The 14,952-nt window shown below is 59.8% G+C and carries 13 protein-coding genes and 1 tRNA gene; 7 read left to right on the top strand and 7 right to left on the bottom strand.

All coding sequences use genetic code 11. The annotated features are described in order from the left end of the window. Nucleotides 1-40: 40 nt before the first annotated feature. On the top strand, nucleotides 41-1,084 hold the full coding sequence (locus tag ACQZ5K_RS08330) for a zinc-dependent alcohol dehydrogenase family protein (RefSeq protein WP_448740109.1): 1,044 nt from the start codon (nucleotides 41-43) through the stop codon (nucleotides 1,082-1,084). A 28-nt stretch (nucleotides 1,085-1,112) separates the two neighbouring features. Here ACQZ5K_RS08330 and ACQZ5K_RS08325 read toward each other — a convergent pair whose 3' ends face one another. After that, a complete protein-coding gene (locus ACQZ5K_RS08325) occupies nucleotides 1,113-1,760 on the bottom strand; it encodes a hypothetical protein (RefSeq protein WP_448740108.1) in 648 nt (215 codons plus the stop codon). A 342-nt stretch (nucleotides 1,761-2,102) separates the two neighbouring features. On the opposite strand from ACQZ5K_RS08325, the gene ACQZ5K_RS08320 reads away from it, so the two are divergent. Together ACQZ5K_RS08320 and ACQZ5K_RS08315 are read left to right on the top strand one after the other, a co-directional pair. Further along, nucleotides 2,103-2,879, top strand: a complete 777-nt coding sequence (locus ACQZ5K_RS08320) for an AAA family ATPase (RefSeq protein WP_448740272.1) — start codon at nucleotides 2,103-2,105, stop codon at nucleotides 2,877-2,879. A gap of 78 nt (nucleotides 2,880-2,957) precedes the next feature. Continuing rightward, nucleotides 2,958-4,289, top strand: coding sequence for an MFS transporter (locus ACQZ5K_RS08315; protein WP_448740107.1), 1,332 nt, complete (start codon nucleotides 2,958-2,960; stop codon nucleotides 4,287-4,289). Nucleotides 4,290-4,360: 71 nt separating this feature from the next. Here ACQZ5K_RS08315 and metH read toward each other — a convergent pair whose 3' ends face one another. Beyond that, nucleotides 4,361-8,134 carry a methionine synthase gene (metH, locus tag ACQZ5K_RS08310; RefSeq protein WP_448740106.1) on the bottom strand — a complete coding sequence of 1,258 codons (3,774 nt, stop codon included), beginning with the start codon at nucleotides 8,132-8,134 and terminating at the stop codon, nucleotides 4,361-4,363. 192 nt (nucleotides 8,135-8,326) lie between these two features. Here metH and ACQZ5K_RS08305 point away from each other — a divergent pair, with 192 nt between their 5' ends. Beyond that, nucleotides 8,327-9,574 (top strand): AGE family epimerase/isomerase, encoded by a 1,248-nt coding sequence (locus ACQZ5K_RS08305; protein ID WP_448740105.1) that lies wholly within the window; start codon nucleotides 8,327-8,329, stop codon nucleotides 9,572-9,574. 146 nt (nucleotides 9,575-9,720) lie between these two features. On the opposite strand, the gene ACQZ5K_RS08300 is transcribed toward ACQZ5K_RS08305, so the two are convergent. Together ACQZ5K_RS08300 and ACQZ5K_RS08295 are read right to left on the bottom strand one after the other, a co-directional pair. Further along, on the bottom strand, nucleotides 9,721-10,281 hold the full coding sequence (locus ACQZ5K_RS08300) for a dual specificity protein phosphatase family protein (protein WP_003522823.1): 561 nt from the start codon (nucleotides 10,279-10,281) through the stop codon (nucleotides 9,721-9,723). A 211-nt stretch (nucleotides 10,282-10,492) separates the two neighbouring features. Continuing rightward, nucleotides 10,493-10,945 (bottom strand): hypothetical protein, encoded by a 453-nt coding sequence (locus tag ACQZ5K_RS08295; RefSeq protein ID WP_003522824.1) that lies wholly within the window; start codon nucleotides 10,943-10,945, stop codon nucleotides 10,493-10,495. Nucleotides 10,946-11,389: 444 nt separating this feature from the next. Between ACQZ5K_RS08295 and ACQZ5K_RS08290 the strand changes: the two genes are divergently transcribed. Then, complete coding sequence (locus ACQZ5K_RS08290) at nucleotides 11,390-12,022, top strand: outer membrane protein (RefSeq protein WP_003522825.1); 633 nt, start codon at nucleotides 11,390-11,392, stop codon at nucleotides 12,020-12,022. A 211-nt stretch (nucleotides 12,023-12,233) separates the two neighbouring features. Next, nucleotides 12,234-12,605 (top strand): hypothetical protein, encoded by a 372-nt coding sequence (locus tag ACQZ5K_RS08285; protein ID WP_035261012.1) that lies wholly within the window; start codon nucleotides 12,234-12,236, stop codon nucleotides 12,603-12,605. A gap of 173 nt (nucleotides 12,606-12,778) precedes the next feature. On the opposite strand, the gene ACQZ5K_RS08280 is transcribed toward ACQZ5K_RS08285, so the two are convergent. After that, nucleotides 12,779-12,854, bottom strand: a tRNA-Ile gene (locus ACQZ5K_RS08280). A gap of 180 nt (nucleotides 12,855-13,034) precedes the next feature. Here ACQZ5K_RS08280 and ACQZ5K_RS08275 point away from each other — a divergent pair. Beyond that, nucleotides 13,035-13,778, top strand: a complete 744-nt coding sequence (locus ACQZ5K_RS08275; protein WP_196379172.1) for an SIMPL domain-containing protein — start codon at nucleotides 13,035-13,037, stop codon at nucleotides 13,776-13,778. A 158-nt stretch (nucleotides 13,779-13,936) separates the two neighbouring features. Here ACQZ5K_RS08275 and ACQZ5K_RS08270 read toward each other — a convergent pair whose 3' ends face one another. Next, entirely contained in the window at nucleotides 13,937-14,272 is a 336-nt protein-coding gene (locus tag ACQZ5K_RS08270) for a hypothetical protein (protein ID WP_065655756.1), read from the bottom strand. Between the two features lie 150 nt (nucleotides 14,273-14,422). Then, a complete protein-coding gene (locus ACQZ5K_RS08265; RefSeq protein ID WP_003522829.1) occupies nucleotides 14,423-14,845 on the bottom strand; it encodes a secondary thiamine-phosphate synthase enzyme YjbQ in 423 nt (140 codons plus the stop codon). Nucleotides 14,846-14,952: the final 107 nt, after the last annotated feature.

The following is a 14,952-nucleotide window of genomic DNA, read 5'->3' as shown; positions in this document are numbered from 1 at the left end:
GTATGACTTCGAACCTGCATACCAACCATGTGAGGCCATGATGCGCGCGCTTTTTTACGAACTGTTCGGCGAAACCCCGGTTGTTGCGTCCCTGCCAGATCCGGAACCGACCGATGGCGGCGTGGTCATCGAGGTAAAGGCGACCGGCCTCTGCCGCAGCGACTGGCACGGCTGGATGGGACATGATCCGGATATCCGCCTGCCGCATGTTCCCGGTCACGAATTCGCAGGTGTGGTCGCCGCCGTCGGCAAAAACGTCACCCGCTTCAAGACCGGCGACCGCGTTACCGTGCCCTTCGTTTCCGGCTGCGGCCATTGCCATGAATGCCGCTCCGGCAACCAGCAGGTTTGTGAAGCGCAGTTCCAGCCCGGCTTCACCCATTGGGGCTCCTTCGCCGAATATGTCGCCATCGATTATGCCGATCAGAACCTCGTGCATCTGCCGGATACGATGAGTTACGCCACCGCCGCCGGCCTCGGCTGCCGTTTCGCCACCTCCTTCCGGGCCGTGACCGATCAGGGACGCCTGAAGGGCGGCGAATGGCTGGCGGTGCATGGCTGCGGCGGCGTCGGCCTCTCCGCCATCATGATCGGCGCTGGCCTCGGCGCGCAGGTCGTCGCCATCGACATTGCCGAAGACAAGCTCGAACTTGCCCGGCAGCTGGGCGCGACCGCCACCATCAACAGCCGCTCGGTTGCCGATGTTGCCGAGGCGGTTCGCCAGATAACGGGTGGCGGCGCGCATGTCTCTGTCGATGCGCTCGGTCACCCGCAGACCTGCTGCAACTCAATCAGCAACCTACGCCGGCGCGGCCGCCATGTGCAGGTGGGGCTGATGCTGGCAGACCACGCCATGCCCGCCATTCCCATGGCCCGGGTGATCGCCCACGAGCTGGAGATTTACGGCAGCCACGGCATGCAGGCATGGCGTTACGAGGACATGCTGGCAATGATCGAAAGCGGCAAGCTTGCGCCCGAAAAACTGATCGGCCGCCACATTTCCTTGACCGAGGCCGCAACCGCCCTGCCCGCCATGGACAGTTTCAAGGAAAGCGGCATCAGCATCATCGACCGGTTCGAATGATCGACGGTCGCAGCCATTAATCTTCGCCTCAGGCGTTCCTGCGTCCGAAAGACCGGGCCGGGCCGCCTGTCCGGGGAGATGCCTGCACCGTCGATGGTGCCGGGCTGCGCGCGGTATGATCCGTCTGGCTGTCGCTCCACTGGCGTTTCACCAATTGCTTCTTGCGAACCTCCAGCGGATCGAAAACCTCGTCCGCCGAGCCATTGTCAGCAGCAGCAGCGGCAGGCGTCGTCAAGGATCGCGCGAGCCACCGGATGAGATGCAGCCCCTTGTGGATGAACACAAAAAAACCGACCACCAGCACGGCGATGAAAACCACAAAGCCCCAGCGACTGCTCTCCTCCTTCCAGGCCGCCCGTTCCATGCGGTGCTTGGCCGTCGGATCGAAACCAAGGGTCGCCTTCAGCCTCGCAATATCCGCATCGCTGAGCTTGGTATAACGGTCGCCTTGATAAAGAACATAGCCGCTGCCATTGTCGCCGTTCAGATAACCGAGATCGAGCGCCTTTCCCTCGCGAAGGAAAGCTGCGGTGTTCGGCAGATCGTAGACGAGATCGATCGTCTCCCCGCCGCCAAATCCGGGAATGGCAAAGACTCGAACCTTCCGCGCCTCCGCCTCACCCGCGAATATCGCGGAAAACAGAGCAGCGGCAGAAAATAGCGCAATATAATTCATCCATTCCCCACAACAGCAACGAGAATGAACGACGATTGACATGACTGTATTAATGTGAAGTTTATACTCAAAATAATCTTTTAATTACATGATGACTAACCGGATAAACAGTAATTTAAATGACTATACAATCAATAATTCTGAATTATTATTTTATAATAGACTAAATTATTACAAAGATCAGCGCTGAAGATTTGATACTGCCATAAGCCCACGCCATTGGCGCAGACCACGCACCGCGTTAAACTCGAAGCACAATCACACACCTCAATGCCGAGCCCGGACGATGCGCCAGGGCGCAGCGCCTCCGAACAGGATGGATTTACTGGCAAGGACCGCGACATGCTGTTTCTCGACAGCGTAACCATGAAGGAAAGCCCGGACGGAAGAGACGACTATCCCTTCTCCGTTCCGGCGCTGCGCCATCTGGAACGCCTCGAATTCAAGACGCCGATCACCTTTTTTGCCGGCAATAACGGCTCTGGCAAATCGACGCTGCTGGAAGGGCTGGCGGCGGGAATGACGGCCTATGCCATCGGCAATCACGGCCAGGTTACCGGCGACCTTTACCTTCAGCATGCCGAGACCGTGGCGAAGTCCTTCTATTTCGCCCGCAAGAAATATCCGAAAATCCGCATGTTCATGCGCGCGGAAGACGTGCTTGGTTATATACGTCGGCAGAACGAGGACACGCTCGACGATTTTCGCTGGGAGCGGGAAAAGGCCCTCAAGAAGGGCGAAGACTTTCCGGAAGAAACCCCGGATACCTTTCGCAGGATCGTCAGGAACAATGTCATCGACCGGCGTTCGCATGGCGAAGGATTTCTCGATATCATGCAACAGCGGCTGCATGGCGCCGGTCTCTATTTTCTCGACGAACCGGAAAGCCCGCTTTCGCCGCAAAAGCAGCTCGAACTGGCAGCCCTTATCCGTGACGCCGCCGATAGCGGCGGGCAATTGATCATTGCTACCCATTCGCCGGTGCTTTTGGCCATTCCCGAGGCGACCATCTATCATTTCGACGCGGACGGCATCACCGAGCGCCTCTATGACGAGCTGGAAAACATCAGTTTCCTGCGCCGCTTTCTTGATCGTCCCTCGAAATACCTGAGCGATTGACCGTCGATAAGGCTTGAAATCGCGCCGCGCTTGCCGCATGCCCGTAAGTACTACGTAATTTAGAAAAGAAGCAGGCTCATGTCTCCCACCACCACACCGGCGGCAGCCCGGCCCCTCAACGGTCAGGATTACAGAACTCTTGGCCTTTCGGCCCTCGGCGGCGCGCTGGAATTTTACGATTTCATCATTTTCGTATTTTTCGCCACCGTCATCGGCCATCTGTTCTTCCCGCCGGAAATGCCGGACTGGCTGGTGATGATCCAGACCTTCGGCATCTTTGCCGCCGGTTATCTGGTGCGGCCACTGGGCGGCATCGTGCTGGCGCATTATGGCGACCGTTACGGCCGCAAACGGGTTTTCGCCTTCTCCATCCTGCTGATGGCGCTCTCGACCCTCGGCATGGCGCTGATGCCGACCTATGCGACCATCGGCGTGGCCGCCCCCATCCTGCTCATCATCCTGCGCATGCTGCAGGGCGCGGCCATCGGTGGTGAAGTGCCGGGCGCATGGACCTTCGTTGCCGAACATGTGCCCTTCCGCCGCGTTGGCCTCGCCTGCGGCTTCCTCACATCCGGCCTTTCCTTCGGCATCATGCTCGGCTCGCTGATCGCCTTCGCCATCAACTCGCTCTTCACACCGGAAGACGTGGCCGGTTACGCCTGGCGCATTCCCTTCCTGCTCGGCGGCATTTTCGGCCTCATCGCTGTCTATCTGCGCCGCTGGCTGGAAGAAACGCCGATCTTCATGGAGATGAAGAAGTCGAAATCGCTGACGGACAAGCTGCCGCTCGGGCTGGTGCTGAAGCACCATATGCGCGGCGTGGTCATTTCCGCCCTGCTGACCTGGGTTCTCTCGGCCGCCATTGTCGTCACGACGCTGATGACGGCCACCTTCCTGCAGAAGCTTTACGGTTATACCCCGACACAGGCGCTGGCCGGCACCAGCTTCGGCACGCTGTTCCTGATCTTCGGCGTCATCATCGCCGGCGCGCTGATCGACCGCGTCGGCTCCGGCATCTTCTTCATGGGGGCGAGCATCTTCTTCGGCATCGCCACCTTCACCTTCTACAGCTATGCCGGCACGTCGCTTCAAACCATGTTCGTGCTGTACGGCGTCATGGGCCTTTCGGTCGGTATGGCGGGTGCGGTGCCCTATGTCATGGTGCGCGCCTTCCCGGCCTCGGTGCGCTTCTCCGGCCTCTCCTTCGCCTATAACGTCTCCTATGCCGTCTTCGGCGGGCTGACGCCGATTGGCGTGACCACGGCGCTCGCCGTCAACCCCATGGCCCATGCCTGGTATCTTGTCTTCATCGCCGTCCTCGCCTTCGCGATCGGCCTCTATCTCCATCTGCGCGGCAGCGAGGTCGAGAGCCATGTCGGCATCGAGGAACTGGCGGCGTTACGGTCTTAAACAACCCAATGAATGCAAAAAGCGCGGGCAAGACCCGCGCTTTTTTTATTGAATGGCAGCACACCGGAACATCAGGCCGCGCTGTCGATTTCCTCTGCGCCGTTCGTCGGCACGTAGTTGAGGACAGGGCCGAGCCAGCGCTCCACCTCTTCCACCGGCATGTCCTTACGGCGCGCATAATCGAGAACCTGATCGCGCTCCACCTTGGCGACACCGAAATAATAGCTCTCGGGATGGCCGATATAGATGCCCGAGACGGAGGAGCCAGGCCACATGGCATAGCTTTCCGTCAGTTCCACGCCCGCCGCATTGGTGGCGTCGAGCAGGGCGAACAGCGTCTTCTTTTCAGTATGATCGGGCTGGGCCGGATAGCCGGGCGCCGGGCGAATACCGGCATAGGCTTCGCCAATCAGCTCATCGCCGTTGAAGTTTTCCTGCGGTGCATAACCCCAGAACTCCTTGCGTACCCGCTCATGCATGCGCTCGGCAAAGGCTTCCGCGAAACGGTCGGCCAGCGCCTTGACGAGGATGGACGAATAATCGTCATTCGCCCGCTCGAACCGCTCGGCAATCGCCACTTCCTCGATGCCCGCCGTCACCACGAAACCACCGACATAATCGGCAACGCCGCTATCGACGGGCGCGACGAAATCCGACAGCGCCACATTCGGGCGTCCGTCGCGCTTTGAAAGCTGCTGGCGCAGCGTGAAGAAGGTCGCAAGCTCTTCCTTACGGTTTTCATCGGTGAACAGCCGGATATCGTCACCCACGGCGTTGGCCGGCCAGAAGCCGATCACCGCCCGCGGCCGGAACCAGTTTTCCTCGATTATCTTCTTCAGCATCGCCTGCGCATCGCTGTAGAGCTGCCGCGCCGCCTCACCCTGCTTTTCGTCATCGAGAATGGCCGGGAAACGACCCTTCAATTCCCAGGTCTGGAAGAACGGCGTCCAGTCGATGTAACGGGAAAGCTCTTCAAGATCGTAGGTCTCGAACACCCTGGTGCCGAAGAATTGCGGCTTGACGGCGCTATAGGCCGACCAGTCGATCTTGTGCGCATTCTCGCGGGCGCGGGAAAGCGGCAGGCGCTGCTTTTCGCGCTCATTGCGGGCGTGCGCCTCCGCCACCTTGGCATATTCGCTGCGAATACCGTCGATATAAGCGGGCTTCTGCTCGGCAGAGAGAAGCGCCGACACGACGCCCACCGCGCGCGAGGCGTCGGTTACATAGATTGCCTGCCCCGCCTCGTAACGCGGATGGATTTTCACCGCCGTATGCACACGGCTCGTCGTCGCGCCGCCGATCAGGAGCGGAATGTCGAAACCCTGCCGCTCCATTTCGGCCGCCACATGCACCATCTCGTCCAGCGACGGGGTGATGAGGCCGGAAAGGCCGATCACATCCACCTTTTCGGCAATCGCCGTTTCGAGGATTTTCGTCGTCGGCACCATGACGCCGAGATCGATGATCTCGTAATTGTTACAGGCCAGAACGACGCCGACGATGTTCTTGCCGATATCGTGCACATCGCCCTTCACGGTGGCCATCAGCACCTTGCCGGCGGCACTGCGCTCGGAGCCGCCATTCAGGCGCTTTTCCTCTTCCATGTAAGGAAGCAGCACGGCAACCGCCTGCTTCATCACGCGGGCGGATTTCACCACCTGCGGCAGGAACATCTTGCCGGAACCGAAGAGGTCGCCGACCACATTCATGCCGGCCATCAGCGGCCCTTCGATGACGTGCAACGGGCGCTCCGCCTTCTGGCGCGCCTCTTCGGTATCGGCCTCGATATAGTCGGTAATGCCGTTGACCAGCGCATGTTCCAGCCGCTTCTCGACGGGCAGTTCGCGCCAGGAAAGATCCTGAACCTTGGTATCCTTTGCACCCGTGCCACGGAAGCGCTCCGCGACCTCCAGCAAACGCTCGGTCGCGTCGTCGCGGCGGTTCAGCACCACGTCCTCGCAGGCCTCACGCAGTTCCGGATCGATATTGTCGTAAACCGCAAGCTGCCCGGCATTGACGATGCCCATATCCATGCCGACCTGAATGGCATGGTAGAGGAACACGGCATGCATCGCCTCACGCACCGGCTCATTGCCGCGGAAGGAGAAGGACAGGTTGGAGACGCCGCCGGAAATATGCGTCAGCGGCATGGTTTCGCGGATGGTTTTGGTGGCCTGAATGAAATCCACGCCGTAATTATTGTGCTCCTCGATACCCGTCGCGACGGCAAAGACGTTGGGGTCGAAGATGATGTCTTCCGGCGACAGGCCCGCCTTTTCGGTCAAGAGCTTGTAGGCGCGCGAGCAGATCTCGACCTTGCGCTCATAGGTATCGGCCTGCCCGACCTCATCGAAGGCCATGACCACGACCGCCGCACCGTAATTATGGACGAGCCGCGCCTGCTGTAGAAACTTCTCCTCGCCTTCCTTCAGCGAAATCGAATTGACGATCGATTTGCCCTGAACGCATTTCAGGCCGGCCTCGATGATCTCGAACTTGGATGAGTCGATCATCACAGGCACGCGGGCAATATCCGGCTCGGCGGCGATGAGGTTCAGAAACTCCACCATCGCCTTTTCGGAATCGATCAGGCCCTCATCCATGTTGATGTCGATGATCTGCGCACCGTTTTCCACCTGGTCGCGGGCGACAGCCAGCGCCGCCGTATAGTCACCGGCGGTGATGAGCTTGCGGAAGCGGGCCGAGCCGGTGACGTTGGTGCGTTCGCCGACATTGACGAAAGGAATGTCCTTGGTCAGCACGAAAGGCTCGAGGCCCGAAAGCGACATGAAGGGCTTATGCTCGGGAATTTCGCGCGGCTTGTAGCCTTTGACAGCCTCCGCAATCGCCCGGATATGCTCCGGCGTCGAACCGCAGCAGCCGCCGACAATGTTGACGAGACCGTCGCGAACGAAGCCCTCGACCTGACGCGCCATCATCTCAGGTGTTTCGTCGTACTGACCGAATTCATTCGGCAGGCCGGCATTCGGATAGGCGCAGACGAAGGTATCGGCCACATCCGAAAGCTCCTGCAGATGCGGACGCATGGCGTCGGCACCCAGCGCGCAGTTCAGGCCGATGGTGAAGGGATTGGCGTGGCGCACCGAATTCCAGAACGCCGAAGGCGTCTGGCCGGAAAGCGTGCGGCCGGAAAGGTCGGTGATCGTGCCGGAGATCATTACCGGCAGGCGGATGCCCTTGGCCTCGAAACGCTCCTCGCAGGCGAAGATCGCCGCCTTGGCGTTCAGCGTATCGAAGATCGTCTCGATCAGGATGATATCGGCACCACCGTCGATCAAACCGTCGATCTGTTCGCCATAGGCGATACGCAGATCGTCGAAGCTGACGGCGCGAAAACCGGGATTGTTGACGTCAGGCGAAATCGAGGCCGTGCGGTTGGTCGGGCCGATGGCGCCCGCCACGAAACGGCGGCGGCCATCTTCCCGCTCGGCGCGCTGGGCGGCGCGGCGGACAATCGCGGCACCCTCGCGGTTGAGATCGTAGACGGCATTTTCCATCTCGTAATCGGCCTGCGCGATGCGTGTGGACGAAAACGTGTTGGTTTCGAGAATATCCGCACCCGCCATGGCGTAGCGATAGTGGATGTCTTCGATGGCATCAGGCTGGGTCAGGATCAGAAGGTCGTTATTGCCCTTCTGGTGACAGGCGCAGCCGATAAAACGATCGCCACGAAAATGGTCTTCGTCAAAACCCAGACCCTGGATCTGCGTGCCCATGGCGCCATCGAGAATGAGGATGCGTTCGCTGGCGGCATCGCGCAACGCCTTGAAAATTTCCGCGCCGTCACGCTTTGCCCCTTCGGGGCCGAACAGATCGTCAAACACGGGCACACTCCTCATTTCGATTTGCAAGATCGCAAGCCGTCAAGTCACATAAAGATATGTTTATGTCAATATATCTTCAAGAGACAGGCATGGCTTTGCGCAGTTGCAGCACGTTACGAAATATCGCTGACAGATGACAGGTTTATACGGCAAGGATATAAGCCGAAGCAGCAAACCGCATGGAGGACGAGAATGCCCGAGGACGATCACAACAGCCGCAACTGGAACACCCTGCCCTGGCATCGCCAATGGCTGGTAAAACAGGCCGAGGGACTTTTCGATTTCTTCCAGTATCGTGCCCTCAACCCTGCCGGCGGCTTCTTCGATCTCGATGCCAAAGGCGCGCCGTTGCAGCCAAACGACCCCGTGCGCGGCATCCACGCATCCGCCCGCATGGTGCATTGCTTCTCCATCGGCCACTTGCTTGGCCGTCCGGGCTGCGGCGATATCGTCGATCACGGCATGACCTATCTCTGGAACAGGCACCGCGATGGCGAGCATGGCGGTTATTTCTGGCAGGTGAACGATGCCGGCCCAGTGGACGCCACCAAGCAGGGTTACGGCCATGCCTTCGTGCTTCTCGCCGCCTCTTCCGCCAAGTCCGTCGGCCACCCGCTGGCCGACCGGATGCTGGCCGATATTACCGAGGTTCTGGAAACGCGCTTCTGGGAAGAAAAACACGGCGCCATCGCCGAGGAATTCCATCGCGACTGGTCGCCCATCGAGAATTACCGCGGCCAGAACTCCAACATGCACCTGACCGAAGCGCTGATGGCCGCCTATGAGGTTACCGGCGACAATAGCTACCTCAGCAAGGCGGAGCGCATCGCCGATCTCGTCATTCGCCGCCGCGCCGGCGCGCTGGACTTCCGCGTGCCGGAGCATTTCGACGAGAACTGGACGCTCGACAAGGAGTATCGCGGCAACGAAATGTTCCGCCCTTCCGGCTCCACCCCCGGCCACTGGCTGGAATGGGCGCGCCTCATCCTGCAATTATGGGTGCTGGGCGAGCGCCGCCATGACTGGATGCCGGTGGCCGCGAAATCGCTGTTCGTGCAATCCATGGCGCTCGGCTGGGACCGGGAAAAGGGCGGCTTCTTTTATACGCTCGACTGGAACGACAATCCCGACAAGCGGGCCAAGCTGTGGTGGCCCATGTCCGAGGCGGCGGGCGCTGCCCACTTCCTCAACGAGAACCTGCCGGCGGACAACTTCTATGAAGACAGCTATCGCCGCATCTGGAGCACCATCGCCAACAATTTCATCGACCATGCCAATGGCGGCTGGCATGAGGAGCTGACGGAAGATCTGGTTCCCGCCCACACGCTGTTCCCCGGCAAGGGCGATATCTACCACGCGCTTCAGGCCTGCCTCATCCCGCTTTTCCCGGCGACGGGAAGCCTGACGAAGGTGATCAGGGAAAGCGACGGGGATTATTGAGGCGCGTTGCGCAACCGTCCGTCATGCCGGCCTTGAGCCGGCATCCAGCCACGGCGCGTCTGCGCCGTGAAAGAGTCTTTCGCGATCAATGACTTGATCGCACTGGACCCCGGATCAAGTCCGGGGTGACGATGTATGGCAACGTCTCAAAACCCGATGGTTTCCTCGAAATCGTCCCAGGACTGGTACATTTCATAACGCCCGATACCGGGGATCGGCACATGCCCGTAATAGGGCGAAAGCTGAAATTCTGCGGCCGCCTCGCTCTTGCCGGCCACGGCGGCCACATAGATGGCGGAGGCGAGCCCGGTGCGGTTCGCGCCATGTTCGCAATGGATGAGGATCGGTTTTTCCGCATTGCGCAGCACGGCCGCCAGCGTTTCCGAATCTTCCACCGAGACCTTTTCGCTTGAACTCAGCGGATAATCGACAAGCCGGATGCCGTTGTTCTTGGCCGCAAGGCTTTCGGCATCGTACCAGCCTTCACGCTTTTCATCGCGCAGGTTGATGATCGTCTTGATGCCGTAAGCCTTGGCATAGGCCGCGATGTCCTTGCCGCTCGGCTGCGCCGAACGATAAAGCTCTCCGGGAATGACTTCGTGAAAATTTCCGGTGAGCTGGCCGATGCCCATATGCGCACCCGCCAGAACCGGCAGGGCGACAAGACCGATGGCGGTTATTTTCAGAAACTTCAGAACAATACGCAACACATCAACCCGCGACATTCATCGAATGGAGGGGGAAATGGCATCGCAAATGGACGAAAACAAGTCAGCGACTGGCCCAGCCGGTTCCGTTGCGGACGATGGGAATTCACCCATCCGCCCGAAACCGTTGTGATGCAGGGATTTTCCGGCCGCCGCTCACCGGCGCGAAAATTTTCAAAATGCCGTGATAACGGGCAGCCGCACGAACCGCTCAGTCGAATTCCGCAGAAATGACAGTGACACGCCATTCCAGCCGTTGCGGCTCCACCCTTTCATTGTTGCGCATCCGGAACGCCCGGCAGGCCGAGAAAGTCTCCCCGGCCTCGATCCGTCTTTCGCTCACCTGATAGGGATCAAAGGAAACGGAGGCACGGAAGGCCGGTTCGAACCCTTCGAGCGTATAGGTCAGCCGCTGTACGGCGACATTATTGTCGTTGCGGAAGCTGACGCGGATCGGCAGTGCCGCATCCGGGCAGGCCGCATCGAATCCGGCGCTGGCGACGATATGGTCGAGCCGCTGGTTGCCGCGCCACCAGTCATAAATCACAAAGGCGGCGGTGGCCGTCCAGATCAACAACAGGCAGATGACGACGGATTTGAGATGCCGCGGAAATGCAATGAGGGTGAGAAGAAGAATGGCGCTGAGAACGGCTCCGACAATCACGTCGCCCCTCCTCCGCTAAAATAAAGCCTCATGCGATCTCATCCTCCCATGCCCTTTCCGCCCGCAACGATCCCCCTCGCCGGGAAGTCGCAACGGTGTAGTCTCAACCGCAGCTCATGCCGCCGGCGATGCGGCGAAAAGCATCGGCACCGCCATAGTCTACCACAACTCTATGGTCGCGCCCTGCGCTGTCAAGACAACCAAGCGTGACGTCGGCCGGGCGCCCTGCCGGACTTTTGACGAAACGGCGAAGGGAACCAAACACGGCCAAAGACGTTCGCCGCATCAGAACAGCATGGCGGGGCGATAAAAAGCCGCGATCCGGGGCAAGACGGCCAGCAACGCCGGGAGGACACGAGCGCCTCTTGGAACCGCCGAACCCCGACCCATATTAAAAGCAGCTAATCTATGCTATGGATGTCAGTCAGCTCAGGGAGAAAAACGATGAAAACGCTGATCGTAACGTCACTCCTGGCCCTGTCGGCCAGCACCGCAATGGCCGCGGATGCCGTCTACGAAACGCCCGCACCTCCGGTCGCGCAGGAAACCCTGCCCGTCTTCACCTGGTCTGGCCCCTATCTTGGTATTCAAGGCGGCGCGGGCTGGGCGAATGGCGATTTTTCGGCAGGCGGCCCGGTCGCCTCGGATAATTTCGACGGCGGCATTCTGGGCGCCTTCGTGGGTTACAATTACCAGTTCGACAATAATCTGGTCCTCGGCATCGAAGGCGATGTCGATTATAACTGGAACGACAATGACTATGCGGGCACCGAAATCGGCACCGACTGGCAGGGCTCCGTTCGCGGCCGCGTCGGTTATGCCTTCGACCATGCCCTGCTCTATGCCACCGCCGGCTGGACCGCGACACGCGGCTTCATCGAAACGCCCGGCGCGGGCAAGGACAGCACCACCTTCAACGGCTACACCGTTGGCGCGGGTCTGGACTATGCCTTCACCGACAATGTGTTCGGCAGGCTGGAATATCGCTACAACGACTATAGCGACAAGGACATCTTCGGCATCAACACCGATGTCGACCAGCACACTGTGAAGGTCGGTCTCGGCGTGAAGTTCTGATCGCGACCAATCGATTTCGACAAAAAGCCCGGCCAACCGCCGGGCTTTTCCGTTACTGAAAGTCTGAACCGGCTTGAATTCTTACATTCTGAAATCAGAAAAATATGAACTGTGCTGAAATGGAATATTCACAGGCCGTTCACCCGTCCCGTGCCATGATCCGGGCATAATGAGCCTCTATCTCCCGAAGCAGGCTTATGGAGTAGCCCCGATGAAAAAGATAATTCTTTCCACTATTGCCGCGCTGGTCGCCACCGGCAGCATTTTTGCATCCTATGGCACCGCTGCCGCGCAGGACTATCCCTATCGCCCCCGCTATGACCGTGGCTACGACCGCGGCGGCCCACCCCCGCCGCCCTACCGCGAACACCGCCGCCACAATGATGGCGCAGCGATTGCCGGCGGCCTCGCCGCAGGCGTCATCGGCGGCCTGATCGGCGGCGCCATCGCCAACAGCAATAACGGCCCGCGCTACTACGAACCGCCACCGCCGCCCCGCCCGCGCTGCTGGTTCGAAGACCGCCGCGTTCCCAATTCCTATGACGGCGGCTGGCATACGGAAAGTATGCGAGTCTGCAACTGACATTAAAGCTTTCTCGATCCGGCTTGCCCCATCGGCAGGCCGGATCGACACCGATGCATTCATTCCGCAGCCGGGCTGTGCCATCGGCACAGCAGAGATCACGCCTCAGACGTGACAGAAGCGCGCTCGCGAAGAGTCGCAAAACATCCCAAGCAATTGATCTTGAAAGAAAATGGTGGGCCCGGAGGGACTCGAACCCCCAACCAAGCGGTTATGAGCCGCCGGCTCTAACCATTGAGCTACAGGCCCTTTTCGGAAAAACCAGTCCGAAACACCGGTTTCGCAATGGCTCGAATCCGGTGGGTCACGCTCTAACGTAATTTTTTGAGCCCGACAAGCCAATGATGCTTTCTCAAAGCAGTGCCGCCGTATTAGCTACACAATCTAAGGCAATACCCTTCAAAGGGACTCAATCAACGAGGAAACACCATGAAGACAAAAACGGCCCGCCTTTTCGCACTCACCGCAATGACCGCAGCAGCCATGATGCCGCTCGCCGCCCAGGTGTCTGCGCAGGAGGCTACCCCGCGCGAAGCCACCATCAGTGTTTCCGGTGAAGGCCAGTCGGCCATTGCCCCCGACATGGCGATCCTGTCCTTCAGCGTCGTCAAGCAGGCGGAGACCGCGGCTGCGGCGCTTACCGAAAACTCCAAGGCGCTTGCCGATGTTCTGAAGGCGCTGAAAGAGGCCGCCATCGAGGACCGCGACCTGCAGACCAGCAATTTCTCGGTGCAGCCGCTCTACAAGCACTATGAACCCAAGGATGGCGTCTATGTCGCGCCCGAGATCACCGGCTATCAGGTATCAAACGGCCTGACCGTGCGGGTGCGCGACCTGAAGAAGCTCGGCACGATCCTCGATACCTCCGTCAAGCTCGGCATCAACCAGGGCGGCGACATCACCTTCACCAATGACAAGCCCGAAGCGACGGTGACCGAGGCCCGCAAGCTGGCCGTTGCCGATGCGCTGGCCAAGGCGAAGACGCTGACGGAAGCGGCAGGCGTAAAGCTTGGCCGGGTCATTCAGATCAGCGAAAACTCGCAGCGCCCGATGCCGATACCGGCGGGCATGATGCGCGCTTCGATGGCGAAGGAAGCCGACAGCGTTCCGATCGCTTCGGGTGAGAACAGCTACAGCGTGGTGGTCAACGTCACCTTCGCTCTCGAGCAATAAGATCGACGGCGGGCGGCGCTTCGGCGCCGCTCCTTGCGTTCAGCCACTCACATAACCCGAAATAAAATGCCCCTCGCCTGCCTTTCCGGACAAGCGAGGGGCATTTTTGATCCATCTACCGTACGGGGATATCGGCAGATCGATAAGGATCGCTGCTGTTAGCGGCGGATGACGGGGCAGCCGCGCTCATTGGCGAAAACGACGCGGTCGCGGCCGTAACGGTTGAAGCCAGCCACCACGACACGGCGCGGCGATACATCAACCACGCGGGCGCGGCGAAGGCCCATGCGGCTCGCTTTTTCTTCCGCCAGCCAGGGCGAGCAGCCACGACGCGGGCGATCCGGACGCCCCCAGCCGGGGCGATGGCCATAGCCATCCTGAACCTGAACTCTGAACTGAACATCCGAGCCTGCGGAAGCCGCCGGCGCAGTAAAGGAAATTCCACCGAGGGCGATGAGGGCAGCCAGGCCGGCTTTTGCGAAGGTGCTGAACATGAACTCACTCCGTTGTTTCTTTGCCGACAGGGGAACATCCCCCGGCGATTGACGAGACCCTAGACTCGCCCGCCTGAATATCAGCAGAACCGAATGTTCAGCAGGCGTTCAGGGAGGTTAACGCGGAACGCCTCGATCCGGATCCGGATATCACGGCGAGATATGCAGCACGATTTCGCGCCGATGCGGCTCATCGCGGTGTTCGAAAAGATAAAGGCCCTGCCAGGTGCCGAGCACGAGCCTGCCATCGCTGATCGGCACGCCGATGGAAACCGTGGTGAGCGCCGATTTGATATGGGCGGGCATATCGTCGGGGCCTTCGAGCGTGTGGATGATCCAGCGCATGGAAGGATCGTCGGAAGGCGGCACGAGACGGGAGAAAAACACCGTGAGATCGCGCCGCACATCGGGATCGGCATTTTCCTGGATAAGCAGCGAGCAGGATGTGTGCCGGACGAAGATCGTCAGCAGGCCTTCTTCCACGCCGGCGTGGCTGACGAATGCCTTGGCCTCGGATGTGAATTCATAAAGACCCTGCCCCCGGGTGGCGACGATGATTTTTCTCTGCGGCACATTTTTTCCTTCAACGGGCTGGAACAAAATCGGCGCTGCCAACGTTTCAGCATGTCAAATTGTATCCGATGACGTAAGGGATACGACAATTGCGTGACGACGGCCTA

The sequence above is a fragment of the Agrobacterium sp. 22-226-1 genome, from assembly GCF_053522345.1.
This window is presented reverse-complemented; position numbering and strand designations above follow the sequence as displayed.

Excerpts from the sequence above, each read along its gene's own strand:
- ACQZ5K_RS08305 (WP_448740105.1), top strand. The coding sequence starts at position 8,327 with ATGCCCGAGGACGATCACAACAGCCGCAACTGGAACACCCTGCCCTGG.
- ACQZ5K_RS08330 (WP_448740109.1), top strand. The coding sequence starts at position 41 with ATGCGCGCGCTTTTTTACGAACTGTTCGGCGAAACCCCGGTTGTTGCG.
- ACQZ5K_RS08270 (WP_065655756.1), bottom strand. The coding sequence starts at position 14,272 with ATGTTCAGCACCTTCGCAAAAGCCGGCCTGGCTGCCCTCATCGCCCTC.
- ACQZ5K_RS08290 (WP_003522825.1), top strand. The coding sequence starts at position 11,390 with ATGAAAACGCTGATCGTAACGTCACTCCTGGCCCTGTCGGCCAGCACC.
- ACQZ5K_RS08325 (WP_448740108.1), bottom strand. The coding sequence starts at position 1,760 with ATGAATTATATTGCGCTATTTTCTGCCGCTGCTCTGTTTTCCGCGATA.
- ACQZ5K_RS08320 (WP_448740272.1), top strand. The coding sequence starts at position 2,103 with ATGCTGTTTCTCGACAGCGTAACCATGAAGGAAAGCCCGGACGGAAGA.
- ACQZ5K_RS08275 (WP_196379172.1), top strand. The coding sequence starts at position 13,035 with ATGAAGACAAAAACGGCCCGCCTTTTCGCACTCACCGCAATGACCGCA.
- ACQZ5K_RS08285 (WP_035261012.1), top strand. The coding sequence starts at position 12,234 with ATGAAAAAGATAATTCTTTCCACTATTGCCGCGCTGGTCGCCACCGGC.
- ACQZ5K_RS08315 (WP_448740107.1), top strand. The coding sequence starts at position 2,958 with ATGTCTCCCACCACCACACCGGCGGCAGCCCGGCCCCTCAACGGTCAG.